General features: G+C 43.4%; 13 protein-coding genes, 1 tRNA gene, 3 rRNA genes and 2 pseudogenes. 14 read left to right on the forward strand and 5 right to left on the reverse strand.

What is annotated here, in order from left to right; all coding sequences use genetic code 11:
* Window positions 1-16: 16 nt before the first annotated feature.
* The 6 genes and pseudogenes from HXT51_RS05320 (at window position 17) to fdxA (ending at window position 9014) form a co-directional block, all read left to right on the forward strand.
* Entirely contained in the window at window positions 17-817 is an 801-nt protein-coding gene (locus tag HXT51_RS05320) for an HD domain-containing protein (protein WP_415706362.1), read from the forward strand.
* A gap of 468 nt (window positions 818-1285) precedes the next feature.
* Window positions 1286-2812, forward strand: a 16S ribosomal RNA gene (locus tag HXT51_RS05325).
* A gap of 374 nt (window positions 2813-3186) precedes the next feature.
* A 23S ribosomal RNA gene (locus HXT51_RS05330) occupies window positions 3187-6247 on the forward strand.
* Window positions 6248-6403: 156 nt separating this feature from the next.
* A 5S ribosomal RNA gene (rrf, locus tag HXT51_RS05335) occupies window positions 6404-6520 on the forward strand.
* The 16S, 23S and 5S rRNA genes sit together here, the layout of an rRNA operon.
* A 411-nt stretch (window positions 6521-6931) precedes the next feature.
* Window positions 6932-8562 (forward strand): annotated as a pseudogene (locus HXT51_RS05340) (APC family permease).
* A 134-nt stretch (window positions 8563-8696) separates the two neighbouring features.
* Window positions 8697-9014, forward strand: coding sequence for a ferredoxin (gene fdxA, locus HXT51_RS05345; protein ID WP_103085140.1), 318 nt, complete (start codon window positions 8697-8699; stop codon window positions 9012-9014).
* Between the two features lie 101 nt (window positions 9015-9115).
* Here the strand turns inward: fdxA and dinB are convergent, their stop codons facing one another.
* Complete coding sequence (dinB, locus tag HXT51_RS05350) at window positions 9116-10633, reverse strand: DNA polymerase IV (RefSeq protein WP_421776351.1); 1518 nt, start codon at window positions 10631-10633, stop codon at window positions 9116-9118.
* Window positions 10634-10743: 110 nt separating this feature from the next.
* Between dinB and HXT51_RS05355 the strand changes: the two genes are divergently transcribed.
* A complete protein-coding gene (locus HXT51_RS05355) occupies window positions 10744-11676 on the forward strand; it encodes an EamA family transporter (protein ID WP_421776827.1) in 933 nt (310 codons plus the stop codon).
* A gap of 661 nt (window positions 11677-12337) precedes the next feature.
* Window positions 12338-12424, forward strand: a tRNA-Ser gene (locus HXT51_RS05360).
* A gap of 96 nt (window positions 12425-12520) precedes the next feature.
* Here the strand turns inward: HXT51_RS05360 and HXT51_RS05365 are convergent.
* The 4 genes from HXT51_RS05365 to HXT51_RS05380 form a co-directional block, all read right to left on the reverse strand.
* A complete protein-coding gene (locus tag HXT51_RS05365) occupies window positions 12521-13744 on the reverse strand; it encodes a hydroxymethylglutaryl-CoA synthase (protein WP_421776828.1) in 1224 nt (407 codons plus the stop codon).
* A gap of 159 nt (window positions 13745-13903) precedes the next feature.
* Window positions 13904-15226 (reverse strand): hydroxymethylglutaryl-CoA reductase, degradative, encoded by a 1323-nt coding sequence (locus HXT51_RS05370; protein ID WP_421776352.1) that lies wholly within the window; start codon window positions 15224-15226, stop codon window positions 13904-13906.
* Window positions 15227-15253: 27 nt separating this feature from the next.
* On the reverse strand, window positions 15254-16540 hold the full coding sequence (locus HXT51_RS05375; RefSeq protein ID WP_421776353.1) for a thiolase family protein: 1287 nt from the start codon (window positions 16538-16540) through the stop codon (window positions 15254-15256).
* A gap of 320 nt (window positions 16541-16860) precedes the next feature.
* On the reverse strand, window positions 16861-17448 hold the full coding sequence (locus tag HXT51_RS05380) for a xanthine phosphoribosyltransferase (protein ID WP_421776354.1): 588 nt from the start codon (window positions 17446-17448) through the stop codon (window positions 16861-16863).
* Between the two features lie 384 nt (window positions 17449-17832).
* On the opposite strand from HXT51_RS05380, the gene HXT51_RS05385 reads away from it, so the two are divergent.
* From HXT51_RS05385 to galT, 6 genes and pseudogenes are all read left to right on the forward strand, one after another.
* Window positions 17833-20940, forward strand: coding sequence for an ATP-dependent helicase (locus tag HXT51_RS05385; protein WP_421776355.1), 3108 nt, complete (start codon window positions 17833-17835; stop codon window positions 20938-20940).
* Window positions 20941-21212: 272 nt separating this feature from the next.
* Complete coding sequence (locus tag HXT51_RS05390) at window positions 21213-21698, forward strand: DUF4418 family protein (RefSeq protein ID WP_103084628.1); 486 nt, start codon at window positions 21213-21215, stop codon at window positions 21696-21698.
* 105 nt (window positions 21699-21803) lie between these two features.
* Window positions 21804-23014, forward strand: a pseudogene (locus tag HXT51_RS05395) (ABC transporter permease).
* A 19-nt stretch (window positions 23015-23033) separates the two neighbouring features.
* Window positions 23034-23876 (forward strand): ABC transporter ATP-binding protein, encoded by an 843-nt coding sequence (locus HXT51_RS05400; protein ID WP_421776356.1) that lies wholly within the window; start codon window positions 23034-23036, stop codon window positions 23874-23876.
* Between the two features lie 198 nt (window positions 23877-24074).
* Complete coding sequence (gene rpsD, locus HXT51_RS05405; protein WP_103084631.1) at window positions 24075-24701, forward strand: 30S ribosomal protein S4; 627 nt, start codon at window positions 24075-24077, stop codon at window positions 24699-24701.
* Between the two features lie 784 nt (window positions 24702-25485).
* Entirely contained in the window at window positions 25486-26763 is a 1278-nt protein-coding gene (gene galT, locus HXT51_RS05410) for a galactose-1-phosphate uridylyltransferase (protein ID WP_308411039.1), read from the forward strand.
* Window positions 26764-26771 lie beyond the last annotated feature (8 nt).

Below are 26771 nucleotides of genomic sequence, written 5' to 3' on the forward strand. Positions count from 1 at the left end.
AGGAATAGTTTTAAAAATGGAAAATGGCGCAGAAAATCTAGATAAATGCAATTCGGTGAAATTAGCTAATTTACCTGATTTTAGTGAAGTAGAAAAATTGCATTTGATTACTGCGCCTTCTTCTTCCGCTTATGATCTTATTCATGGCCATTGCGCGATAATTGCAACTATCTCTTGGCAAATAGCGCATCATTGCAATATGTTGCTTGACTCTAAGAGTGTTAATAGCGCGTTAGCTGATCGCGCGGATCTTGCTCAAGCTTGTCTTAAAAAGCTTATTGGAGATAAGTATTGTGACTTACCTCCAATTAAAGGTGGATTTGCTCCTGATTCTTATATTGATGAATATGCTGCTTTTATTGGCGGATTGATACATGATATAGGCACGTATTTTGTGCTTGCTAAAGATGGCAGCGAAAATGATGGCGGCGAATTGCGATTTGATGGACCTAATTATATTTTGCATGGTTTGCGCGGTTATAAATATTTAATTGATAACGGGTTTAGTGAAGATATTGCTCAATTTGCTCGTAATCATACTGGTGTTGGGTTGACACGTGAGCAAGTCGTTGCGCAAAATTTGCCGCTTCCTGCTGGTGACTATATTCCGCAAACTGTTGAGCAAGAAATTGTTATGGTTGCGGATAAATATAACAGCAAATCAATTCCTCCTCGTTTTTTGAGTGCGGACGCGTATCGTCGCAAAGCTGCGCGATTTGGCGAAAGCAATTCTATGCGCTGGATGCAGTTAGTTGAGAAGTATGGAAACATTGATGTTTTTGGATTTGCTGAGTTGTTTGGACTTAAAGCTGATTGATTAGGACTTATGTCTAATTAATTGGTTGAGTAATTGGTTGATTGATTAGTTAAGTGATTAGTTAAGTGTAGTTTTGTGGCGTAAGTCGGTTTGAGGCTGATTGATTGCGGTTTTTCGACACGCCGGTGTTTTGGCTTGTTTTCAATGGTTTTGGGGTTGTTTTACTGGTTGGGTTTGCATTTAATCTTGGTTTGGTGTAAGTTTATCTCTTGCTGCTCAGCGCGGCTGGTTCTCCTCGGTGAGGTTGATGAGCCGGCTGGTGTGGTGGTGGTTTGAGAACTCAAAAGCGTGTCTGTACTACTTATTTAGTTAATTATTGCCAGTTCATTGTCAGCCTTGCAGGTTGCAGGGTGCCTGAGAAATGGTTAAATGATGGTGAGGTTTTGTGGGATGTTTTTTCCTTAAAGAATATCTCGTCTTTTTCTTATTTTTTTTTTGGAGCCTTGTTTTGGCTCTTCATTGAATTTTTTCGTGGAGGGTTCGATTCTGGCTCAGGATGAACGCTGGCGGCGTGCTTAACACATGCAAGTCGAACGGGATCTGACCAGCTTGCTGGTTGGTGAGAGTGGCGAACGGGTGAGTAATGCGTGACCAACCTACCCCATGCTCCAGAATAGCTCCTGGAAACGGGTGGTAATGCTGGATGCTCCAACTTGACGCATGTTTTGTTGGGAAAGTGTTTAGCGGCATGGGATGGGGTCGCGTCCTATCAGCTTGTAGGCGGGGTAATGGCCCACCTAGGCTTCGACGGGTAGCCGGCCTGAGAGGGCGGACGGCCACATTGGGACTGAGATACGGCCCAGACTCCTACGGGAGGCAGCAGTGGGGAATATTGCGCAATGGGGGAAACCCTGACGCAGCGACGCCGCGTGCGGGATGAAGGCCTTCGGGTTGTAAACCGCTTTTGATTGGGAGCAAGCTTTCGGGTGAGTGTACCTTTCGAATAAGCGCCGGCTAACTACGTGCCAGCAGCCGCGGTAATACGTAGGGCGCAAGCGTTATCCGGAATTATTGGGCGTAAAGAGCTTGTAGGCGGTTCGTCGCGTCTGGTGTGAAAGCCCATCGCTTAACGGTGGGTCTGCGCCGGGTACGGGCGGGCTAGAGTGCAGTAGGGGAAACTGGAATTCTCGGTGTAACGGTGGAATGTGTAGATATCGGGAAGAACACCAATGGCGAAGGCAGGTTTCTGGGCTGTTACTGACGCTGAGAAGCGAAAGCGTGGGGAGCGAACAGGATTAGATACCCTGGTAGTCCACGCCGTAAACGGTGGACGCTGGATGTGGGGCCCATTCCACGGGTTCCGTGTCGGAGCTAACGCGTTAAGCGTCCCGCCTGGGGAGTACGGCCGCAAGGCTAAAACTCAAAGAAATTGACGGGGGCCCGCACAAGCGGCGGAGCATGCGGATTAATTCGATGCAACGCGAAGAACCTTACCTGGGCTTGACATGTGCCTGACGACTGCAGAGATGTGGTTTCCTTTCGGGGCAGGTTCACAGGTGGTGCATGGTCGTCGTCAGCTCGTGTCGTGAGATGTTGGGTTAAGTCCCGCAACGAGCGCAACCCTCGCCCTGTGTTGCCAGCGGGTTATGCCGGGAACTCACGGGGGACCGCCGGGGTTAACTCGGAGGAAGGTGGGGATGACGTCAGATCATCATGCCCCTTACGTCCAGGGCTTCACGCATGCTACAATGGCCAGTACAACGGGTTGCGACATGGTGACATGGAGCTAATCCCTTAAAACTGGTCTCAGTTCGGATCGTAGTCTGCAACTCGACTACGTGAAGGCGGAGTCGCTAGTAATCGCGAATCAGCAACGTCGCGGTGAATGCGTTCCCGGGCCTTGTACACACCGCCCGTCAAGTCATGAAAGTGGGCAGCACCCGAAGCCGGTGGCCTAACCCTTTTGGGATGGAGCCGTCTAAGGTGAGGCTCGTGATTGGGACTAAGTCGTAACAAGGTAGCCGTACCGGAAGGTGCGGCTGGATCACCTCCTTTCTACGGAGTTTTTGTGCACGCTCGGATGAGTGTGGTTACTGGTGTGGAAAACAATAGTTAGCTTTTTATTGTGAGTGGTTTGGGCATGTTTTTGGGTTCCCGGATTGCCACCCCCCTTGTTTTGGGGTTGTAGTCTGTGACTCATGGGATGCGCGTTAACGTGTTTTTGTTAGTGTTGTGTTTCATGGTGTTGTGGTGGTTTGAGAACTGGATAGTGGACGCGAGTAAGAATAGTGAGACTTTATTGTTTTGCTTGTTTTTACTTTTATCAATTTCAACCGGCTCCATTTTGGTGGAGTCGTCTTGATCGTTTTATGATCTTTTAGTGTGATGATTAGTTGTCTAGAGTATTTTGCTGGTAGGTCTTATTAGTTTGTATTACTGGTAAGGGCGTATGGTGGATGCCTTGGTAGACAGGACCGATGAAGGACGTGACGGGCTGCGATATGCCTCGGGGAGCTGCCGAGTGGGCTTTGATCCGAGGATTTCCGAATGGGGAGACCCGGCCATTGTTATGAGTGGTCACCATGTTTTTGCATGGGGGGTACGCAGGGAAGTGAAACATCTCAGTACCTGCAGGAAAGGATACTCCGTGAGTAGTGGCGAGCGAAAGCGGATCAGGCTAAACCGGGTGCGTGTGATAACCGTCAGGTGTTGCGTGCTCGGGGTCGTGGGATTGATTGTTCAGCCTCTGACGGGGTTGAGAAGAGTGATAAAATGTCGTGCTAGGTGAATGGGATTGAATTCCCAGCCGTAGAGGGTGATGGCCCCGTAGCTTGTCGTGCGATGTCTCTTTATGTTTATTCCCAAGTAGCGCGGGCCTCGTGGAATCCCGCGTGAATCTGCCCAGACCGTTGGGTAAGCCTAAGTATTCCTGTCTGACCGATAGTGTACTAGTACCGTGAGGGAAAGGTGAAAAGCACCCCGGGAGGGGAGTGAAATAGTTCCTGAAACCGTGCGCTTACAATCCGTCGGAGCCTTTTTAATGGGGTGACGGCGTGCCTATCGAAAAATGAGTCTGCGAGTCAGTGGTATGTGGCGAGGCTAACCCGGGTGGGGGAGCCGTAGCGAAAGCGAGTTTTAAAAGGCGTTTGAGTCGCATGTCCTGGACCCGAAGCGGGATGATCTAGCCCTGAGCAGGTTGAAGCGCGGGTAAGACCGTGTGGAGGACCGAACCCACCTAGGTTGAAAACTGGGGGATGACTTGGGGTTAGGGGTGAAAGGCCAATCAAATTCCGTGATAGCTGGTTCTCTCCGAAATGCATTTAGGTGCAGCGTCATGTTATTGCTTGCAGGGGGTAGAGCTACTGGATGCTTGCGGGCCCATACCGGGTACTAATAGCAGCCAAACTCCGAATACCTGTTAGGTTTATCATGGCAGTGAGTCGGCGGGGGATAAGCTCCGTCGTCAAAAGGGAAACAGCCCTGATCGTCGTCTAAGGTCCCTAAGCGTGTGCTAAGTGGGAAAGGATGTGGAGTCGCATAGACAGCCAGGAGGTTGGCTCAGAAGCAGCCACCCTTGAAAGAGTGCGTAACAGCTCACTGGTCTAGTGGTTCCGCGCCGACAATGTAGCGGGGCTTAAGCACGCCACCGAAGACGCGACTGCGTGATTTAGTTCGCGCGGGGTAGGAGAGCGTCCTGTATGGGGTGAAGCGGCAGTGTGAACTTGTCGTGGACTTTACAGGAGTGAGAATGCAGACATGAGTAGCGAGAGACAGGTGTGAATCCTGTCCGCTGAATGACTAAGGGTTCCGGGGCCACGTTCGTCGTCCCCGGGTGAGTCGAGTCCTAAGGCGAGGCCGACAGGCGTAGTCGAATGGATGAACGGGTTGATATTCCCGTACCGGTGTTACACCGTTCGAACTGAATCTGAGAGTACTAACCTTCATTTATGAGTTGGCTGCCTTTCGGGGTTGTTGGCTTGTTTGTGTTGGGACTGTATCGGTAGTAGGTTAGCGTGGGAGTGACGCGGGTAGGTAGCCGGCTGCGGAGGTGGTTTTCCGTGGCTAAGCGTGTGGGCTGTCTCCTAGGTAAATCCGGGGGATGTTAAAGCTGAGGCGTGATGGGTAGGCTGTAAGGCTGATTCCGGTGATCCTGCTTGCCGAGAAAAGCTTCAACGTGAGGTGTGATTCCGCTCGTACCCTAAACCGACACTGGTGGTCTGGTAGAGTATACCGAAGCGATCGGGCGAATCCTGGCCAAGGAACTCGGCAAATTACTCCCGTGCCTTCGGCATAAGGGAGACCCTTGATGGTGATGTTTTTTACAAGCGGAGCTGTTGGGGGTGGCACAAGCTAGGGGGTAGCGACTGTTTACCAAAAACACAGGAGCGTGCGAAGGCGTAAGCCGCTGTATACGCTCTGACGCCTGCCCGGTGCCGGAAGGTTAAGAGGATCCGTTAGCCCTCGGGTGAAGCGGTGAATTTAAGCCCCGGTAAACGGCGGTGGTAACTATAACCATCCTAAGGTAGCGAAATTCCTTGTCGGGTAAGTTCCGACCTGCACGAATGGCGTAACGACTTCCCCACTGTCTCGGCCAGGAGCCCGGCGAAATTGCAGTACGAGTAAAGATGCTCGTTAAGCGCAGAAGGACGAAAAGACCCCGGGACCTTTACTATACCTTGGTATTGTCGTTAGGTGTGGATCGTGTAGCATAGGCGGGAGGCTGTGAAGCGTGAGCGCTAGCTTGCGTGGAGTCGTAAGGTGAAATACCGCTCTTTCCATATCTGGCGTCTAACCTCAGCACGTTATCCGTGTTAGGGACAGTGCCTGGCGGGTAGTTTAACTGGGGCGGTTGCCTCCTAAAGAGTAACGGAGGCGCTCAATGGTCCGCTCAACCCGGTTGGCAATCGGGTTTTGAGTGTAATCGCACAAGCGGGCTTGACTGTGAGACTGACGGGTCGAGCAGGGACGAAAGTCGGAGATAGTGATCCGGTGCCGGCGTACGGACGTGGCATCGCTCAACGGATAAAAGGTACCCCGGGGATAACAGGCTGATCATTCCCAAGAGTCCATATCGACGGGATGGTTTGGCACCTCGATGTCGGCTCGTCGCATCCTGGGGCTGGAGCAGGTCCCAAGGGTTCGGCTGTTCGCCGATTAAAGCGGCACGCGAGCTGGGTTCAGAACGTCGTGAGACAGTTTGGTCTCTATCCTCTGCGCTCGTTGGAATGTTGAGGAGACCTGCCCATAGTACGAGAGGACCTGGGTGGACAAACCTCTGGTATGCCGGTCGTCACGCCAGTGGCGCTGCCGGTTAGCTACGTTTGGAAGGGATAACCGCTGAAAGCATCTAAGCGGGAAGCCTGCTCCAAGATTAGCATTCCTTGCACTTAGTGTGTGAGCCCCCATGAAGAACACGTGGTTGATAGGCTGGATGTGGAAGCCCTGTAAGGGGTGGAGCTGACCAGTACTAACGGGCGATAGTAATATACTCTTTTAAGCTTATGGTTTAATATTCTGGTTAGCTTGGAGTGTTAAAAGATTCTGCGTTTAAGTTTGTTGAGATTGGTTTGATTGTTACTCGCGTTCATGTCCGGTTCCCTAACTGCCACTATTCCGCTCACGGTTTGTGAGTGTTATAATTAAGTTTGCGGTGGTCATGGCTCAGGTGAGACGCCCGGTCCCATTCCGAACCCGGAAGCTAAGGCCTGACACGGTGAGGGTACTGCACTCGATAGGGTGTGGGAGACTAGCACGCCGCCGCATTATTCTTCTAGCGGGGAACAATCGTTCCCCGCTTTTTTATTACCTTTTTCGTGCATATTAAGCGCTACAAAAACGCTGAAACACGACACTTGCGCTCTTAAGCAAACAAAATCTGTCAGCTTCATAATTTAGACAAATACTCAACAGCATTCCAAAATAATTTGGATTATGGGAATAACGATTGTGGTTATAGTCCTAACAATTTGAGCCTAAAACAGTGTTTAACGAGGTCGTATAATTTAACTTTTATAGCTTAAATAGAATAATTATCTACTGATTAGCCTGTTATTTTCGTAAGAATTTTATGAAAACGCGTTATGTAGATGGTTTATGTGTAAAATTTACATAAGTTTTTTAACTTAACATGTTTTAATATTCAAGTTATGCATGTTTAAAAGCAAAGGTATTATTATGCAAATTTGGAGAAAGAAGTCAGTAGAACAAACGCTGGCTGAAACAATGGAAGGCGGAAGACGCCTCCACCGCACGCTTAACGCTTGGGACTTAGCTGTTATGGGTGTCGCCGTTGCTGTTGGTGCTGGCATCTTCTCTGTTGGCGCTCAAGCTGCAGCGTTCCATGCTGGCCCTTCGGTTATTATAAGCTTCATCATTGCGGCGGCAGTATGCGGTACAGCCGTAATGTGCTACGCAGAATTCGCTTCAATGATTCCAGTGGCAGGATCTGCTTACACATTTACTTACACTACTGTTGGTGAGTTGATTGCGTGGATTATTGGATGGGATATGATCCTCGAAATGCTTATGGCATCATCTGTTATAGCAAAATATTGGGGTGTTTATCTAAATGATTTAATGAACTTATTTGGAATCCCATTCAGCTCTACAATAAAGCTAGGTTCGTTTGACTTAGATTTTGCCCCAGCATTTATCGTATTATTCTTTACGGTAATGCTCGTATTGGGTACTAAGCTCTCAGCTCGATTTGATGGTGCTCTTACAATATTAAAAATTGGTATCGTGCTATTCGTAATAATCGTTGGATTCTTCTACGTTAAAGCATCCAATTTTGCGCCGTTTATTCCGCCTGCTACTGATGTTTCAAAATAAAGACTATTCATGAGCAGGGCGAGCTTATGCAGCCTCTATGGCAGTGGGTTACGGGCATGCAGCCGCAAACTTACGGAATCGTAGGTATTCTTTCAGGTGCTGCTTTAGTATTCTTTGCATTTATTGGTTTTGATATTGTTGCAACGACTGCTGAAGAAACAAAAAATCCTCATAAGAATATTCCTTTGGGTATTTGCTTAGGTCTTCTTTTAGTAACAGTTCTTTATATTCTTGTGGCTGTAGTAACAACAGGTATGGTTTCATACAGTGATCTAGCTTCGAGCGATAGTCCTTCTCTTGCTACAAGCTTTAAAATGGTTGGAGCTATTTGGGCAGCAAAAATCATATCTTTCGGCATTGTAATAGGCTTAACAACTGTTGTTATGGTACTTTTGCTTGGTCTTACGCGAATCGTATTTGCTGTAAGCCGAGATGGCCTGCTTCCTCGTGGACTTTCTAAAGTCGGCAAGCGTGGAACTCCTGCAACAATACAAATCATTGCTGGTGTTGTAGTCGCGATTGTGTCGTCATCATTAGATATTCAGATACTTTCAGACATGGTTAATATTGGTACTTTGTCCGCGTTCTTTATGGTTTCAGTAGGTGTGCCAATTATGCGCATGCGTAGGCCAGATTTGAACCGTTCATTTAAAGTTCCTGGGAATCCATGGTTGCCTATTATTGCTGCTATTTCCACCTTATGGCTTATGCTAAATCTTTCTGTTTTAACATGGGTGAGATTCTTAGTTTGGCTTGTTATAGGTTTTATGGTTTACTTTGCGTATTCGTACAGGCATTCCATTTTAGGTAAGCAGATAAGGCTTGCTAAAAAGATGGGTGTGCCGGTTGAAAGTCTTATTGCTAAAGATATTGATTTGGCTCAAAAAGATATGCAAGATTTGCGAGGTGATAAAAACTCGCTAGGCAGTAATGACGAACCGGATAGTACTAGCGGTCAAGACACCAGTAAATAGCTATTGTAATTAATAAGCTGATTTATGGAGTATAATAGTAGGGTTGGCGTTTCAATAATATGAAATACCAGCCCTACTTGCTATTGCTATAGTTGCACTAGCTTATTTAACGATTTGCAAAGAAAGGTGTACTCATGCCATACGTCATAGCAGAGCCTTGTGTAGACGTAAAAGATAAGGCTTGCGTTGATGAGTGCCCTGTTGATTGCATTTATGAGGGCGATCGCACTCTTTACATCAATCCGAATGAGTGTGTTGATTGTGGAGCGTGTGAGCCTGCTTGCCCAGTTGAGGCTATTTTTTACGAAGACGATGTTCCTGAAGAATGGCAATGGTATCGAGATGCAGCTGTTGACTATTTCGACAAGCTTGGAGATTTAGGTGGAGCTACAGACGCCGGCCCTTCGGGTTGGGATGAGCAGCGTGTAGCTGATCTTCCGCCTAGAAAATAGTAAATAGCAAAAAGCAAATAACAGATAGCAAGCTGTAATACTAAATTAAACAGTAAGTAGTATGCAGTAAGCAGGCAGTAAGCAGAATTGCTATATTTAGCTTATATTCCTAAATTTGCTATATTTTCTCCATATTTTTCTTTAACTGCATCTAGTACGTGTTCCGCGCGTCTTATTCGTGAAGCTTTATTCAAATTACTAGTCGATTGAGCCGAGTTATTTTTTGAGTTATAAGTTGAATTATGTGTTGAGTTATGTGTTGAATTATTAAAACTTGGCTCACGTTTTTGTTCTTCGTATATATCGTCTATAGACGGCTGCAAAAATGTTTTTATACTTTTCTTTAAATTACTAACGCTTACTCCAGCAAGCCTGATAGGGCTTAGTAATCTCTTTTCTGCTTGTGTATTTTCAGGTGTTGCTTGTGTATTTTCAGGTGATATTTGCGCGTGTGCAGATTTTGATTGTTTGTATAGCGATGTTGTTTGCGTATACGGCTTCTGTTGCGATTCTATGCTTATCTTATTCTTAGAAAAATACGATGACTTCGTGTTCGAAATATCGCGCGCAGCATTGTTGATTTGTGGATTTAATGAGTTTAATAATTCAATTACTTGTTTGTAAAGCTCATTCGCGCTGTCTGTAGCATTGCGCAAAGTATGCGAGCGAGTAGAGTAGTGCAAATCGCTAAATCGTAATTTAAGCGTTACTGTATATGCGACTAATTCGCGTTTCCTCAAAGATCTAGCTACTTCATTACAGCAGTATCTAATAAGCTTATTAACTGATTCAATATCAGTGGTGTCATAATCTAGTGTTCTTTCAGTCCCAATAGATTTTTCTGGAGCATTATTAATGACTGGTCGTTCGTCGATTCCGCGCGCTGCTTGATACAACATGTGTGCTGAGCTAGAAGATCCAGTTGCACGTTTAAGAGTTGTTTCATCAATAGTACGCAATGTTGCAATATCGTTGATGCCCCATGACAATAGTGTGCGAGACAGAGTTGAGCCAATTCCCGGTATGGCTCGTAAAGGCATAATAGAAACAAAATTAATATTTTGACTTTTTGGGATAAGTAACATGCCGTTTGGCTTTGCGTTTGTTGAAGCCATTTTTGCGATAAGCTTGTTTGAAGCAATTCCTACAGAGCACGTTAAATGGAATTTGTTCTCGACTTCAGTCCGTATCCAACTGCCTATTTTTATAGGCGAATTCCAGTGCAATAGTGCTGAGCTTACATCCATATAACATTCGTCAACTGAGACTTTTTCTATTTGATTAGTGATTTTAGAGAAAATTTCGTCAAAGATTTTTTGGGAAATTAACTGATAATACGGCATGTCAACTGGAAGAAAAATCCCATTTGGGCATAATCTATGTGCCTTAGACGTTGGCATAGCAGAATTAACTCCGTATGCTCGAGCTTCATAACTTGCTGCTGAAACTACAGAACGTGGACCGTTTCCAATTATTATCGGCTTGCCTAAAAGTTCTGGGTGTCGTGCCATTTCTATGGATGCGTAAAAAGCGTCCATGTCAATGTGAAGTATATTGCAGCCAGAGGTGTCGTGCCCCCAATCACGCTTTGCTGCCGATACTCTAGGTGCGGTACTCATAAGATAATAATAGAACAAGTGTTCGATATTGCCTTTTTTATTTTTATCAGCGTGTTGCAATTTTGCTAAGTTATGTGTAATAGGTATTAAGGTCGTGTATGGTTGAGAATATGAAACGATTTGTTGTGAGCCTTCTTAATCGCATGCCAGTGCTTCTTATCATCGTTATTGAAGCTGCGATGGTGTATATTGCTACTTCCGTTGCAAAAGTAGCTTTCAGTCAGTTGGATCCACTTTATGCAGTTTGGTATCGCGTTGGTTTCATGACACTTTTCCTTCTTTTATGGAGACGACCTTTTTCGCGTAAAAAGCGCGAATTTTTGCCTAAAAATTACAAACAGTGGGGGATTGTAGTAGCGCTGGGAATCTCACTTGTTCTAATGAACACAATGTTCTATCTTGCAATAAGTTGTATGGCTGTTGGTGTTGCGGTAACGATTGAATTTGTTGGGCCACTTATGGTTGCTGTTATAACAGGAAAAACTTGGCGCGAAAGAATCGGAATTATTATTGCGGCTTGCGGTATTACTTTGCTCGCGTTTACTTCTATGAGAGACGGGTCTAGCCCTCATTTTCTTCTGGGCCTGATTGCGATTCTTATAGGCGGATCCATGTGGGGAGTTTATATCGTTTCTGGGCGAGCTATGGCTAAAGGCAATAATGCGATTGATCGAGTTAGCATAGCGGCTTTAATAGGCTGGTTATTGCAATCTTCAGTGCTTGCTGTTCCTGCTGTTCAGCATGTTATATGGCCTAAACCAGGCGCGACTTGGGCTTTGGGGTCATTTGGCGCTTTAAAGCTCGTGGCTCTTATGGTGGTAATAGCAATATGTGCTTCGTTTGTTCCTACTTTGCTTGATCAGGTTTTACTAAAAAGGGTGACTTCTGCAAGGTATTCAGTAATGCAAGCATTGTATCCTGCTATTGCTGCGCTTGTCGGCATTGGTTTTGGTGAAATACCGACAGTAATTGATATCATCGGCATGGGATTTGTTATGTTCGCAGTATTTATTACGTTTTCTGGCGATCATCATCCAGCCTAAAGCGCGTAGTGAGCTTTAATATTCATTCTAATGGGGCTGCGAATCGACTTGCATGAGCGCTTAAAGCGTAGCGCGCGAATGCACTTCGATGAGTGAGCTGGCACAGAGAGGAAGTCCAGTGGACTTCCTCGCCAGCGAAGTAATTAGTTTTTACTGTGGCGGTGAGGAATGAGGATTACTTGTCTCGCAGACGTTACGCTCTCGTGAGGAACATGGTTTTTATGCTTGTGCTACTAGTGTTTGGATTCTTGAGTTAAGTTTTATTCCCAATAGGATTGGATTATGTGAAAGTCTATTTAGAATCGCTCCACTCTTATATTGCTCGACCAAGCAATCCTTATCCCTCACTGGCATCCTGTTCTTGGTTTTGTGGACTTAGGTACCAGATAAGTAAACAAAGTTGGGGTAGGGTTCTTGATTTTGTGGACTTATTGTGCGTGTTGGTAAACAAAATCGGGGAAGTATTCTTGATTTTGTTTACTTGAAGTCAAGTTCTATTCGCTGCGAAAAATCTCAAATCTCTGCCTAACTGGTAGCAAAGCATGTTTGATGGGGTTCTATTTTATTAAAAGATTACGTTGGCGTGTCGTTGCTTTCTTTAAACAGTCCGCAAATAGTGATATAGTAGCAACTCGTTGCGTTATCAGACGATAAAGCAACTGGAGTCATGCCTGAGTGGCCGATAGGGGCACCCTGCTAAGGTGTTAGCTGCGTAAGCGGCTCGAGAGTTCGAATCTCTCTGACTCCGCGAAAAATAAATCTCAGTGGATATTAATATTCACTGAGATTTTTGCTTTAAAGCCTACTTTCGGCTTATGTTTATATGGTTCGCCGCTTATACAAATTACAGTGTAGTAGAACTATAGTGGCGCTCTTGATTTGTAATTGAATCAAGGAAGAATTGAGTACAATCGCGATGCTTAGCGTCGCTTACAAAATCTTCAGGAGAGTAATCAGCTACGCTATTAAACATTTCTTCATACTCTTCAACGCTTAAACGCACTCTAGAATCAAGCATATCTTTGTGATCCTTAATAAACAGTGCATTTCTGAATCCTGGCATAAGAGTTCCGCTAAAGAACTCACCAACAGCGCCAGAGCCGTATGAGAATAATCCGATTCTATCTAAATCTTCAATAGGCTTAGAGTTCTCATCATTACAATCGCAATCTAATTCAAGAAGAGATAATAATCCTATATAAAGCGATCCTGTATAAATATTCCCAATCCTACGGCTGTATTTCGTGCTAGTAGCATACTTTGAAAGCATGCGCTCGCGTACGGATTCGGAAAGATTCTCAGTAGAATCCATTGCTGCGTTCAAAGCTTTCAAGCCCATCTTCGTATAAGGCAAGTGGAAGCACATCGCTGCAAAATCGTCAAAATTAAGGGAATACTTAGAACTATATTTTTGCCACACGTCGCAGAAGAATTGAATATACTGTTCTGTTGAAAACTTTCCACGAGCTAAAGCTGTATCTTGATAAACTGGTCGCCAAAAATCTTGAATATCAGAGGATTTTACAATGCTATCGTTATTAATCGCTAAAACGTGAGGATTGGCGCTTACAAGCATTGCTACAGCTCCTGCGCCTTGTGTTACCTCTCCAGGCGTATTAAGGCCATAGCGAGCGATATCTGCTGCTATAACAAGCACTTGGGCGTCTGCATGTACTCGAACGTAATCGCATGCTGACATTAAAGCTGCAGTTCCGCCGTAGCAGGCTTCTTTTATTTCAATGCAACGAAGCCATGGCGTGAGTTTTAGAAGATTATGAATGTATAATGCGCTTGACTTACTAGCGTCAACTCCACTTTCTGTTCCAACTATAACCATTGCTAGCTTATCATCGTTGATATAAGGCAATAGTGGGAAAGCAGCTTGTGCTCCGAGAGTTACTATATCTTGATTGCTTGGAGGTACAGCTTGCTCGCTTTGTCCGATTCCTATCGTGTATTTATTAGGATCCACATTTCGCGCTAAAGCAAGATCTTCCATGTCAAGGTAGTAGTGTGGCGTGGCGAAGTTGATGCGATCGATTCCGACAATAATATTTTCAGTATTCATACCGTTATTCGTTTTGTTAATAGCATCTTTAGCGTTTTCGTTCAGCGCAGGAGAAAAACTCATTTTTATTCTTTCCCTAGTGATTCACGATTAAAACTATTTCATATAACAAAGATTTTACAAGACATTTAAGCAAAATCGTAATTGTAAGTGAAATATTTAATTGTTCAAATCGCGTAATGCTTTCAAAAGCTTTTCGGCAGTTTGAGCGTTTCGATCCGCATCCTTCATGTGTGCAAGCTTATTTGTGATTTCTTCAATCTCAATGCCCTTCGCGCCAGCTGCAATAGCAATATTCGCTGATTGTAAGCGCATATGGCCTTCCTGTATGCCAGGACCTGCAAGAGCTCGTAAAGCAGCAAGATTTTGAACTAAACCAAGCGCTGCCAAAACATTGCGATACTCGTTAGAAGTCTTATATTTACCAACGTGGATTGCTATTTGAGCCATCGGTAAAGAAGTAATGGATCCGCCTACAATGCCGATTTGGAGAGGTATTTCTATGCGTCCGTAAAGCGTTTCTTGAGATTCGTATTCTTGGATGCTCCACGTTGACAACGGCAGATAGCTGCCGGAGTGAGCCGCCCACGCATGAGCAGACGCTTCAAGCGCTCGCGTATCATTTCCTGATGCGAGCGCAGCACCGGCTATGCCGTTGAGGATGCCTTTGTTATGCGTGGCGGCGCGCTCCGGGTCTGCGGAGGCGAACGCGCTTAATGCCGCGATTCGGCGTGCGAGCCGCGCACCTTCCGAAGCTTTTTCGCTTTCAGGTAATTTGTTCGAAGCCAGGCTGATTGTAGGAAGGTGCACTTCCGCCACAGTCGCGTGGCGGCTTGTATTGGTCAATATAGCCACAAGCGCCTCGCAGCCGAGCCAGCTTTCCAGCTGGGCTTTTACAGCTTCGCCAATAGTGTTTACGATGTTCGCACCCATTGCGTCTTTTGTATCCACGTCAATCGATAGTTTGGCGAAGCTTTTCAAAGCTTCAACGCGGCATTTGCGCGCTCCTCCGCCTCGCTCCACAATCGATGGGTGTGCTTTGTCTGAAATATTTAATATTTCGTCTTTTCGACTGTTAACTACGTCTTCTAATCGTTTGGCTAGCGTGCCGTCATAATCTTCAAAAACTATTTGAACTGTTGTCATGTAGCTTGGAGATGATGCGATTATGCCGTGTTCTAAGCTCATCGCTGTTATGCGTGCGCCGTTGCATGCTGCTGCGATTACAGATGGCTCTTCTGTTGCTAAAAGCACATTGTGTTTTTCGTTGTTTACGATTAAATTTCGAACTACTCCAACAGGCAAAGTGTATTTTCCTATTTGATGTTCAATCATATGGTTTGCAATATCTGCCGGAATGTTGGTTCTAGAGCTTTCTGCTTGTTGTTCGAGTAAAAGTCGTGTCTCGTTTTCGCTTAACAATCCTTCTGATTGCAATGTTTTGATGCGATCGTTGACACTAAGTTCACGAAAAGCAGTCATATTTACCTCATTATTTGCGTTGATACGTCAGTAGTGCATGGCGATTTGCAAGGACACTCCAATTCCACCGCCTACGCATAAAGCTGCAACTCCATTTTTCAAATGGCGATCGCGTAAAGCGTAGATTAGCGTTGTTAAAATTCTTGCACCGCTGGCTCCGAGCGGATGTCCGAGTGCAATCGCACCGCCTCGCACGTTCAACTTTTCCTCATCAATATGCAATTGTTCAGAAACGGCTATGCTTTGTGCTGCAAACGCTTCGTTAATTTCAAACAAATCAATATCGTCAAAGCTGAAACCTGTTTTATTTAAAAGTCGTTCCATTACTTTTTTAGGAGCGTAACCCATGAGATCTGGGTTAATTCCGCCTTCTGCAAATCCAACTATTTCAGCTAAATAATCGATTCCGTGCTCTAAAGCGTAATCTTTGCTCATAAGTACGAGTGCTGCAGCTCCGTCGTTTATGCCACTTGCGTTTCCTGCCGTAACTGTCGGGGTATGTTCGTTCCCGCAACTCTTAGGCGTATGTTCGTTCCCACAGCCATTAGTTGTATGCTCGCACTCGCAAGTATTATTAGCGTTTCTGCAACTATCAGAAAAATCAACTGAAGGTTTGAAAAGTGTACGAAGCTTAGCTAAACGTTCTAATGAAGTATCTGCTCGAGGATGTTCGTCCTTGTTTACAAGAGTGCCATCTGCTAACTGAACTGGAGTGATTTCAGCATCAAATTCGCCATTTTCTTGTGCTTTCACAGCTTTTTGATGAGATTTTAGCGCGAAAAGATCTTGAGCTTCGCGAGATATTGCAAATCTAGCAGCAACGTTTTCTGCAGTAACACCCATTGCGTCGCCGGTAAAAGCATCGCATAAGCCATCTCGTTTTAATCCATCTATAAGAGTGTAATCGCCATAACGATGCTCATTAAAACGCAAATCTTGTGCGTAAAATGGTACGTTGCTCATGCTTTCAGTTCCGCCAGCCACAACTACTTGCGCGTCTGACATTACGATTGCGGCTTGTGCTAAACGTATAGCTTTCAATCCGGAACCGCACACTTCGTTTATGGTCATTGCGCAGCTTGAAGTAGAAAGTCCTGATTTTAATGCGATTTGGCGAGCTACGTTTTGGCCGCTTCCAGCTTGTAAAACATTGCCGAAAATAGCTTGGTCAACATCTTTCGCTGCAATTCCTGCGCGTTCGATTGCTGCCTTGGCTACGATCGCTCCTAAGTCAACTGAGGAGAGGGAAGATAAACTACCGCCGAATTTACCAATAGGTGTGCGCGCTGCGCTTGCAATCACCACTTCAGTCATATGTTTAGTCACCTGCTCAAGTGTTTATGCTGACATTTACTAACCAGAGTACTTTACAGCATTTTGACGCAAAAGTGCTATTTGTGAAAAATTCTTCTCGTTTCTTTCACAAATATTTACACAAATGCGTGAGTACGGGATCGTATTCAATCTGAAATATTAGTAAATAAGCAAGAGAATATGCGAAAGTTAAAAATACGCTTTATCTAACACTGGTTATCTAATATTCGGCAAGCCTGTTATTAGATGATTAACATAAGGCGATTAGACGTCTTGCAAACGATTTATCAGACGTCTTACAAGCGATTATCAGAAATACTTCAGATTTGCTCGCGGAATATTATGGATCCGTCAGAAGGATTCATAGAATCAACAATTGCCAAAGAAGCAACATCGTATCCCGCTTCACGCAAAGAATCTCCGCCGCCTTGGAATCCCTTTTCAATAGCTATACCAATGCCAGCAACTTTAGCTCCAGCATGATTGCAAATATCAATCAAACCTTGTAAAGCATTTCCATTAGCCAAAAAATCATCCAAAATAAGCACGCTATCTTCACTACTTAAATATTTACGCGAAACAATTACAGGAAACTCGCGCTGCTTAGTGAAAGAGAAAACAGTCGAAACATATTGATCGCCATCAAGATTAATAGACTGCGCTTTTTTAGCGAAAACTACAGGAACATTACCAAAATGTCTTGCAGCAACGCATGCGATTCCAATTCCCGAAGCTTCAATAGTTAAAATCTTTGTGATATTCACATCTTTAAAATGCTTAGCCCATTCTTCGCCCATATGATCGAATAGAGTTACATCACATTGGTGATTAAGAAAAGAATCAACTTTCAATACGTTTCCAGGCTTAACGATACCGTTTTTGCGGATGCGTTCTTCCAGTTCTTGCACGATTGTTTTCCTTTCTAATTCCTACCTATATGCATCTCATGCCTACCAATGCTTATTTGGTACGCATGTTTATGTTTTAACGCGTATTTAGTATGCATCTAATACGCATCAATATCTATTCAATCCACGTCTAATAAGCTAATAATTAATAGTTTAATAAGCAATTTAAGCGTTTAACTTTTAAGCATACCCCTGACTGTAATACAACTGTTAGCACGAGTTTCAATATTATTTAATGCTATTGCTTAATACGTGGTTATTTTTACATCATTTTCATATTATTTTCTGTAAGATTTATTGTACTAACGCGTAACATTTGTTGTGAGGACTTGTATGCGCAAAATCATATTTTAAGTGACCTGAGCATATGGTAAACCTGAATGAATGAGTTCAAGCATGTACGATACTGATTTGTTTGGTGAACCAATCGAAAACGAAAGCGTAAAGCAAGCAGACAATCTTTCAGAAGATTATTCCGATAATAGTTCAGCAGAAAAAGCATACGATTTTACGAACGAAGCTGCCGAAGCTACTGAAGCGAACGAAGCTACTGAAGCGAATGAAGCTACCAAAGCTACAGAATCTACAGAAGCTATTGAAGTGAATGAATCTAATGAAGTTACTGAATCTACAGCTGATTTTTCTAAAAACTCTTACGAATATTACTCAAATCAACAAATCGCAATCGACACTGAAAAACTCACAGCAGGACTAAACGCTCAACAATTACAAGCAGTTAAATACGAAGGCTCAGCACTACTTATAGGAGCTGGAGCAGGATCAGGCAAAACTCGAGTACTAACTCGCAGAATTGCATGGATTTTAAGTCAACATCACGAGTGGCCAAGTCATATACTCGCAATTACATTCACTAATAAAGCCGCTGCTGAAATGCGAGAACGTTTAGCAACTCTTATTGGAAACGAAGCCCTGCATATGTGGGTTTCAACATTCCACTCAGCATGCGTAAGAATATTGCGCAAAGATGGAGAACAAATTGGCCTAAAATCAGGATTCTCCATTTATGATTCTTCAGATAGCGAGCGCTTAATTAAAATAATCGCAACTGAATTAAATATTGATATTAAACGATTTACGCCTAAAAGTATTAGTGCAAAAATATCTGATTTTAAAAACAGTTTGATTACTTGGCAAGATCAATTAGCTGCATACGCTACAGATTATCGCCCTGGAGTTTCTGGACAGCAATTAGCTAGAGCTTGGCAATCAGAAGCCGTTTACGCAACTGTTTACGCGGAATATCAACACAGACTTGCTATGGCAAACGCTGTTGATTTCGATGATCTTATTATGCGAACTGTAGAGCTTATGAGAAAAGTTCCACAAGTTGCGCAAAAGTATCGCAGAAAATTTAGATATATTTTTGTAGACGAGTATCAGGATACGAATCATGCGCAATATGTGCTTATTCGAGAATTATCTGGAGTTGATGCGCAAAATACTGGTGCGCAAAATGCTTCTTCTATCAATACTGGTGCGCAAAATATCAATGCTCAAAATACTCAAAACGATTTATCAAACTCACAAAATGCGAAATATGCGCAAGATGCATCGTCGAACTATGATTTACTAAAACCTGCATCAATAACAGTTGTAGGAGATTCAGACCAGTCTATTTACGCATTCCGCGGAGCAGACATACGAAACATACAAGATTTTGAAAAAGATTTCCCGCACGCAACAACCATCATGTTAGAGCAAAATTATCGCTCTACTCAAACGATTCTAGACGCCGCAAACTCAGTAATCTCACATAATCAAGCTAGAAAACCTAAAAAATTATGGACGGCATTAGGTCAGGGTGAGCCGATAATCGGATACGCTGCAAACAACGCTTCGCAAGAAGGATGGTGGATTGCGCAAGAAATTTCCAAGCTTTCTAGTGAAGAAAATATACCTTACTCAAACATAGCAATCATGTATCGCGCAAACGCTCAATCAAGAGCTTTAGAAGATGCGCTGATGCGCGCAGGATTACCATACCAATTAGTTGGCGGTACTAAATTCTACGAGCGCAAAGAAGTAAAAGACGTGCTTGCTTATATGCAAAGCATTGTTAACCCAAACGACGATATAAACATTCGAAGAATACTTAACGTGCCTAAAAGAGGATTGGGATCTCGCGCAGAATCACTTTTAATCTCATACGCACAAGCTAATAACACAAGTTTTTGGAATGCAATCGAACAGTGCGAAAACATACCTGGAATGCCAACTCGTAGCATTACGCAAATAAAAAGTTTCCACACATTAATGCAAGAACTTATAGAAATGACTCAAAAATTAGATTCAAAGCCATCTCTAATAGTTAAAAATGTGCTTTCAAAAACAGGAATTTTAGACGAATTAAAGCGTTCTGAAGATCCACAAGATGCTAATCGTGTAGAAAATTTGTCGCAATTGCAATCTGTAGCAGCAGAATACGAGCAAACAGCAGATGAAGTGACACTTGCTGGATTCCTTGAGCAAACTGCACTCGTAGCAGACTCGGATCAATTGCCTGGAAGCAATGAAGATACTGGAAAAGTAACTTTAATGACATTGCACACTGCAAAAGGACTAGAGTATCCAGTCGTATTCCTTACCGGTATGGAACAAGGAACTTTCCCTCATTCACGCGCTATAGATAACGAGTCTGAGCTTTGCGAAGAAAGACGATTGGCTTATGTGGGAATTACTCGCGCAAAGCAAAGATTGTATTTGACGTACGCTGCTGTGCGCTCGCAATGGGGAGAAGCTATGGATATGGTTCCTAGCCAATTCTTGGATGAGATTCCAGAAGATTTAATTCATTGGGAGCGTAAAGAAGCTGGATTTGACGAGTGGGAAGGTGAATACGAAGGCGAATCTGTAAGTTTTGGCGGGTCTAAGTTCGGTTCCTCTAAGTTCGGTTCCTCTAAGTTCGGGCGCAAAAAGTTTGGGAGAAGTCGTTTTTCAAAAGATGATTTTGACGAAGATTGCGATGATTTTGGAAGCGACGGCGGTTGGGATGACGATTATAGTGAATCTTCATCGTTTACAGGTCGCGCGTACGGATCGGATTCATATGCAAAAGGCGCAAGAAAATCAAGAAAATCCTCTTATTCAAGCTATGGCTCTTATGGATCGTCTAGCTCTTATGGATCGTCTAGCACGTATGGAAGTAGATCCAGCTCTTATTCAAGTGCGTCTTCTAGAACATCTAGATCTTTATCTTCTAAATCTTCTAGCTCGTATAAGTCTTCTAGCTCTTTTAGCTCATTGTCGTCTAGCTACGCTAAATCGTCTAGCTCTTCTAGCTCGTTAAATCGTGATAATCAGCTTAATATTCAAGATTTCAAAGCTGGAGACAAAATTACACACGACCAATACGGTTTGGGAACTATTATCTCAACGCAAGACAAAGGCAGAAACTCGATTATAACAGTCGATTTTGGAAGCGACGGAGTAAAACGATTAATGCTAAGAGTCGCTCCTATAGAAAAGTTGTGATTATATCTGCAAAAACAAAATATTCAAGTCTTGTTTTCTTTTAAAGTATAAGAAAAAATATATACGTATGCGGAAACGCAGGAGAGCAAGATTTTTAGCTATGGTAGCTAAGGGGAGGTTACTTAGTGCTTAAATATTGCGTGTTTTTGTATGCGTAAACAAGATTTTTTAAGAGGCGTGGTACTTGCAAACGTGAGTGCCGTAAGGCGTGTGACATTGAAGAAAATGTGACACTAAAAATTAATAACATACATTTTAAAGAGGTATTTATTATGAAAAACAAGTTATTCGCTTCTATTCCAGCGATTATTTTAGGTATTCTCATTGCTATCGCTCCTATAACTTTCGCTCCTGTATGCAAATCTGGCGCAATGGGAGGAATGAAAGGTATGGGCGGCATGAAAGGTATGGGCGGCATGAAAGGCATGGGTGGCGCAATGCATAGCGCTGCTCCAATGGCTTGCTACTACACTGGTCGAGCTGCATTAGGCATTGGAATTATTATTGCAATACTCGGCGTTGTAGCTTTGTTTGTAAAATCTTCAGTTCGCGCTGGAATCAGCATCGCAATCGTATTAAATGCTTTGCTTATGATTTCAGTTCCTACTTTCCTTATTGGCGTTTGCTCAAGCCCAGCAATGCATTGCAATTCAGTTACTCGACCAACTCTGATTGTGTTAGCTGTTCTAACAGCAGTATTTTCAGCAGCTGGCGCGTATTTGGATTTGAAATCATCTGAATGCGAAGAGCAGAATTGATACTAGCGTGAAAAATTAACGTTAATATAAACGTTAATATAAACGCGAATATCAGTAATTGAAATAAAAGATTAATAATTAAGATAACTGTAATTCGTAAATGCTATGCAACAAATTACATTAAAGCGTTTGCCGCTGGAGAATCTCAAGTACAAATCATTGCGAACTATATCGCTTGTTATAGTTGCCGCATGCTTGTCTGCAGTATTCTTCGGCGGCGCGCTGATTTCTATGAATTTATCGCGCGGATTAGAAAGTATGCGCGAACGTTTAGGTGCAGATATTATGGTGATTCCGCAAGGAACACATAATAAAGCTGAAGCTTTGTTAACAAATGGCGGATCGAGCACATTTTATTTTACGAATAATATTGAGGACTTAGTTCGCAAAGCTAAAGGTGTTAAAAAAGCCAGCGTACAAACTTATATTTCGTCGCTTTCTGCAGGATGCTGTGCAGAAAAATTGCAAATTATTGGATTCGACCCCGACTCTGATTTTGTTATAGGCCCTTGGATTTATTCGCAACATAAAAATACGCTGCATAAAGGTGAAATGATTGCTGGAGCTAACGTAGTCGTTTCATATGAAAATACAGTTCGGCTTTATGGGCATTATTGGCCTGTTGTAGCTCAGCTTGCAAAAACTGGTACGAGTCTTGATAATTCAGTATTTGTAAACATGCAAACAGTTCCACAAGTAGTCGAATATTCCGCAAAAGTTGGCCATGCTGCTATTCCTAAAGAATATGCTAATAAAGCTATATCAGCTGTATTAGTGAAATTAGATAAAGGATATAGTGCGCAAAAAGTCGCAGATAATATTCGCAAAACAAGCGGATTAAAAGGCATCGGAATAGTTTTTCCAGGCGGTGTTACTGCTACAACTAAAGATAATTTATCTATAGTAACTAGATCTATTTCTATAGTTATAGGAATTTTGTGGATAATTACTGTAATTATTATGGTCGCCGTTTTTGCATCTTCTATTAACGAACGCAAAAAGAATGCGCATCGCTAAGAATCATGGGCGTGACTCGCTCAAGACTAGTGAAATTAATGATGAAAGAATCATTCATAATAGGCTTGCTTGGCGGAATTATTGGAGTGTCTTTTGCTTCTCTGATTTTGTTCCCGTACAGTTCGTTGATTTCAAAGCAAATGCAATTGCCTTATCTTGAAATTACTGCAGCTCCAGTAATTGGATTGATTATCGCAGGTGTTGCTATTTCGCTAGTCACTACGATGCTGACTTCTATGGCTGTAACTTGGCGAATTGCTATGGGTGAATCTTACCTAAGATTGCGCGAAGGCGAATAAAAGTAGGGTGATTTTAAACATGAGTGAAAGCAAATCGTACAGAGAATTTCACAAAGATACAGATAGTGAAATTAATTCTGATTCAGCTTCTGATGCTAATGAGATTGTTAAGATTACTCGAGTTACGCGCAATTTTGTTCGCAGAAAAAAGACATTTGCGGCAGTTGATAATGTGAGTTTTTCATTAAAATCAGGCGAGTTTGCGGCAATAGTAGGCAAGTCTGGCAATGGCAAAACTACGTTTATTAATATTGTTGCAGGATTGCTTAAACCTTCTCATGGAAGCGTGAAAATATGCGGATGTGATATTTCTTCGGCGAATTGTACCGACGATGAAATATCTGAATTGCGAGCAAGAAATATAGGATATGTTTCGCAAACTCATACTTTGATGCCGAATCTTACAGTTTGTGCAAATGTTATGTTACCTATGTACATTTTGGAAGATTTCGATAAGGCTGGTTGCGATACTGGCAATAAGTCTGATAAGTCCACTGAAAATACGACTGAATCCTATATGGATAAAGTTGTAGCTTTACTTAAAAAATTGGATATTGAAGACTTATTGTGGTGTTATCCTAAAGAGCTTTCAGGCGGCGAAGTAAAGCGTGTTATGATTGCGCGTGCGATGATGACGAATCCGAAGCTTTTAATTTTCGACGAGCCTACGGGTGACTTGGATTCAGAGCATACTCTTGTTGTTATCGATATGTTGCGAGACGCTGCTGCTAAAGGGGCAGCTGTGTTGGTAGTAACTCACGATAATCAAGTAGCTGATTGCGCGGATCGTGTTTATTCTATGGATTCTGGCGTTATTACATTCACACCACAGAGTACTATTGGCAACGTTGCCTATTTTTAGGCACGTCTGGAGCCTTAGCCCATCAGTGGGTCGGCGCACAGGAATTATGCATTGCAGAACTTACATGTTTTCAAAGCTTTAATTTTTGTGTGTTCGTGTGTTAACACGAAGAAGCACTGGAGAGGCCGGCTCAGCGTGAGTAGTCAAATGATTACATTCACGTTCCGTTCAGATAACGACAGAATTAAAGGATTAGCTATGACTAATGTTCAGCGTTCTCGCCGTCAGGTGCGTCTTTCTCGCGCCCTCGGCATCGCTTTAACTCCAAAGGCTCAGCGTATCTTCGAGAAGCGCCCATATGCTCCAGGTGAGCACGGCCGCACTCGTCGTCGTACAGAGTCCGATTACGCAGTACGTCTTCGTGAGAAGCAGCGTCTTCGCGCTCAGTACGGCATCTCCGAGAAGCAGCTTCGCGCTGCTTACGAAAAGGGTACGCACACTGCAGGCCAGACCGGTGACGCAATGCTCACCGATTTGGAAACCCGCCTTGATGCTTTGGTTTTGCGCGCAGGTTTTGCTCGCACCACCGCCCAGGCTCGTCAGTTTGTTGTACATCGTCACATCTTGGTTGATGGCAATCTTGTTGATCGCCCATCTTACCGTGTGAAGCCAGGTCAGACCATTCAGGTTCGCGCTAAGAGCCAGACAATGGTTCCATTCCAGATGGCTGCTGAAGGCGTTCATCGCGACGTTTTGCCAGCAGTTCCTGGTTATCTCGATGTGAATCTTGCCTCTTTGAAGGCTACTTTGACTCGTAAGCCGGAAGTCGATCAGATTCCAGTTGAAGTCAACATTCAGTACGTCGTCGAATACTACGCTCGTTAATTCGTCGATTTAATTCTTAAGGACATACCGCTTAACCCCTGCTGTGTATATAACGTGGCAGGGGTTAATGCGTTATTTAGTGTTATTTGGCAAATGTTTAGAATATGGTATTCTTCCGGCGTTTTGCGAAAGTTACATTTTATTACAGATTTATATTAAAAGTTCACATATATGTGTTATGATATTTGCAATAACGCTCGTTATGTTACAAAAAGTAACATGTAGAGTGTATTATACGGGAATAAAGCATAGAATAGTAAAAACTACGCTTAGCACTTCAGGGTGCGAAGACGATGGGGTCGAAATGTCTTACAATACTTTAAACGATCAAAACGAAAGCCAGAACAAGAGTTACATTATGAACCCAAATATTAGCCAGTCAGAAAACGAATCGACTAATAACAAAATTAAAGGATCAGATTCGAAAGATAAGACTTTTGCAATGGATGGTTTACATTCAATACCAACTAATGCAGGGTTTGCTGGTCCAGGAGCAGGATTTGAAGGTGGAGCCGCTCCAGGATTTGAAATCAACGAAAAAGGATCTGAACGTCCAAATATAGACGATTCGCAAGTAATTAGAAACTTGGAAGATACAGACGCGTTTGACGCGATTGATGTTGATGCAATTCGCGCAGCTCGTCAAAAAGATACTTCTGCTATCAATAAAATAACGAGCACGGGTGTTGGAGATTCTTCTCTAATGGATCTTGTATCGAAATCTGAGGATGAATCTGATTTATTATCTTCCAAAGATATGCTGCAAACTCCAATAACAGTATCCATGCAAAATCCTATTCGTGATTTTGATGGTGAATATCCGTATAAGCTTTATCGCCCTGGAACGTACGCTCGAGAGCATATTCGTATTACTGCAACAAAGCTTGCAGACGGACGCGATTTCTTCTACATGGATGACAATCCTGAATACGTAAGCGGTCGTAAAACGCGAGAGTTAAAAGATCCGCGCAAACTTCCTTACCGCTTCTCGTATATAGTGGATGCGAATGGAAACGAATCGCCTTATACGGCTCCAGAAATGCGCCAGGATCCTCTTACTGGCGACTGGATTCCTATGGCAACAGCTCGTATGAATCGCCCTATTACAGCCGGTCCAACCGTTCTTGCTAAAAGCAATCCTTTAGCTGCGCGCAAGCCGGGGGATCCTTACCAAGATGGAGAAGTGCCAGATACGGATTATGACGTTGTAATATTTGAAAACCGCTTCCCATCAATGGTGCAAGTTCCAGGCGAAGACGTGTCAGTCAAATATGTTGACGGAAATCCATTGTGGAAAAAAGCTCCTGCAGCTGGCAGATGCGAAGTAATTTGCTTCGGTCCAGATGAGAATCTTCTTCCAGCTAATCTTTCTGTTTTTAGAATGCGTACTGTAGTTGAAGCGTGGGCTTTCCGTACTGCAGAAATTAGTCAGATTGATGGAATTGAGCAAATATTCCCATTTGAAAATCACGGTGCGGAAATTGGTGTTTCGCTAGCTCATCCTCACGGACAGATTTATTGCTATCCATTTATTGCTCCTCGACTTGAACAAGAATTGCGTCATACTGAAGCTTATTTCGATCGCACTGGTGGAAATTTGCTTAAGGATTTGATGAAAGCAGAGCTTGAAGCTGGAACTCGCGTTATTATGCGAAATCACAGTTGGGTTGCATATGTTCCTGCAGCTGCTAGGTGGCCGCTAGAAGTTCATGTTTCTCCAGTTCGAGACGTATTAACCTTGGATCAGCTTGATGATCAAGAGCGCTGGGATCTTGCGCAAATGTATATTACTTTGCTGAAAAGAGGGAATAAGTTCTTCGATAAAGGCGATGGCAAGGGCATGGATCTTCCTTATATCGCAGCATGGCATCAAGCTCCTGTTCGCGATCCTCGCAGATCTCATTATCGTTTGAATTTGCAATTCTTCTCATTCAGACGTGCTGCTAACAAAATCAAGTATTTAGCTGGTTCTGAATCTGGTATGGCTGCTTGGGTTTCGGATACTACTCCTGAGCTTATTGCAAAGCGATTCCACGAAATTGGAGAAATAGATTTAGATTAAGCTTGAGA

Origin of the sequence: Gardnerella sp. KA00255, from assembly GCF_049244095.1 — a bacterium.
GTDB lineage: Bacteria > Actinomycetota > Actinomycetes > Actinomycetales > Bifidobacteriaceae > Bifidobacterium > Bifidobacterium vaginale_F.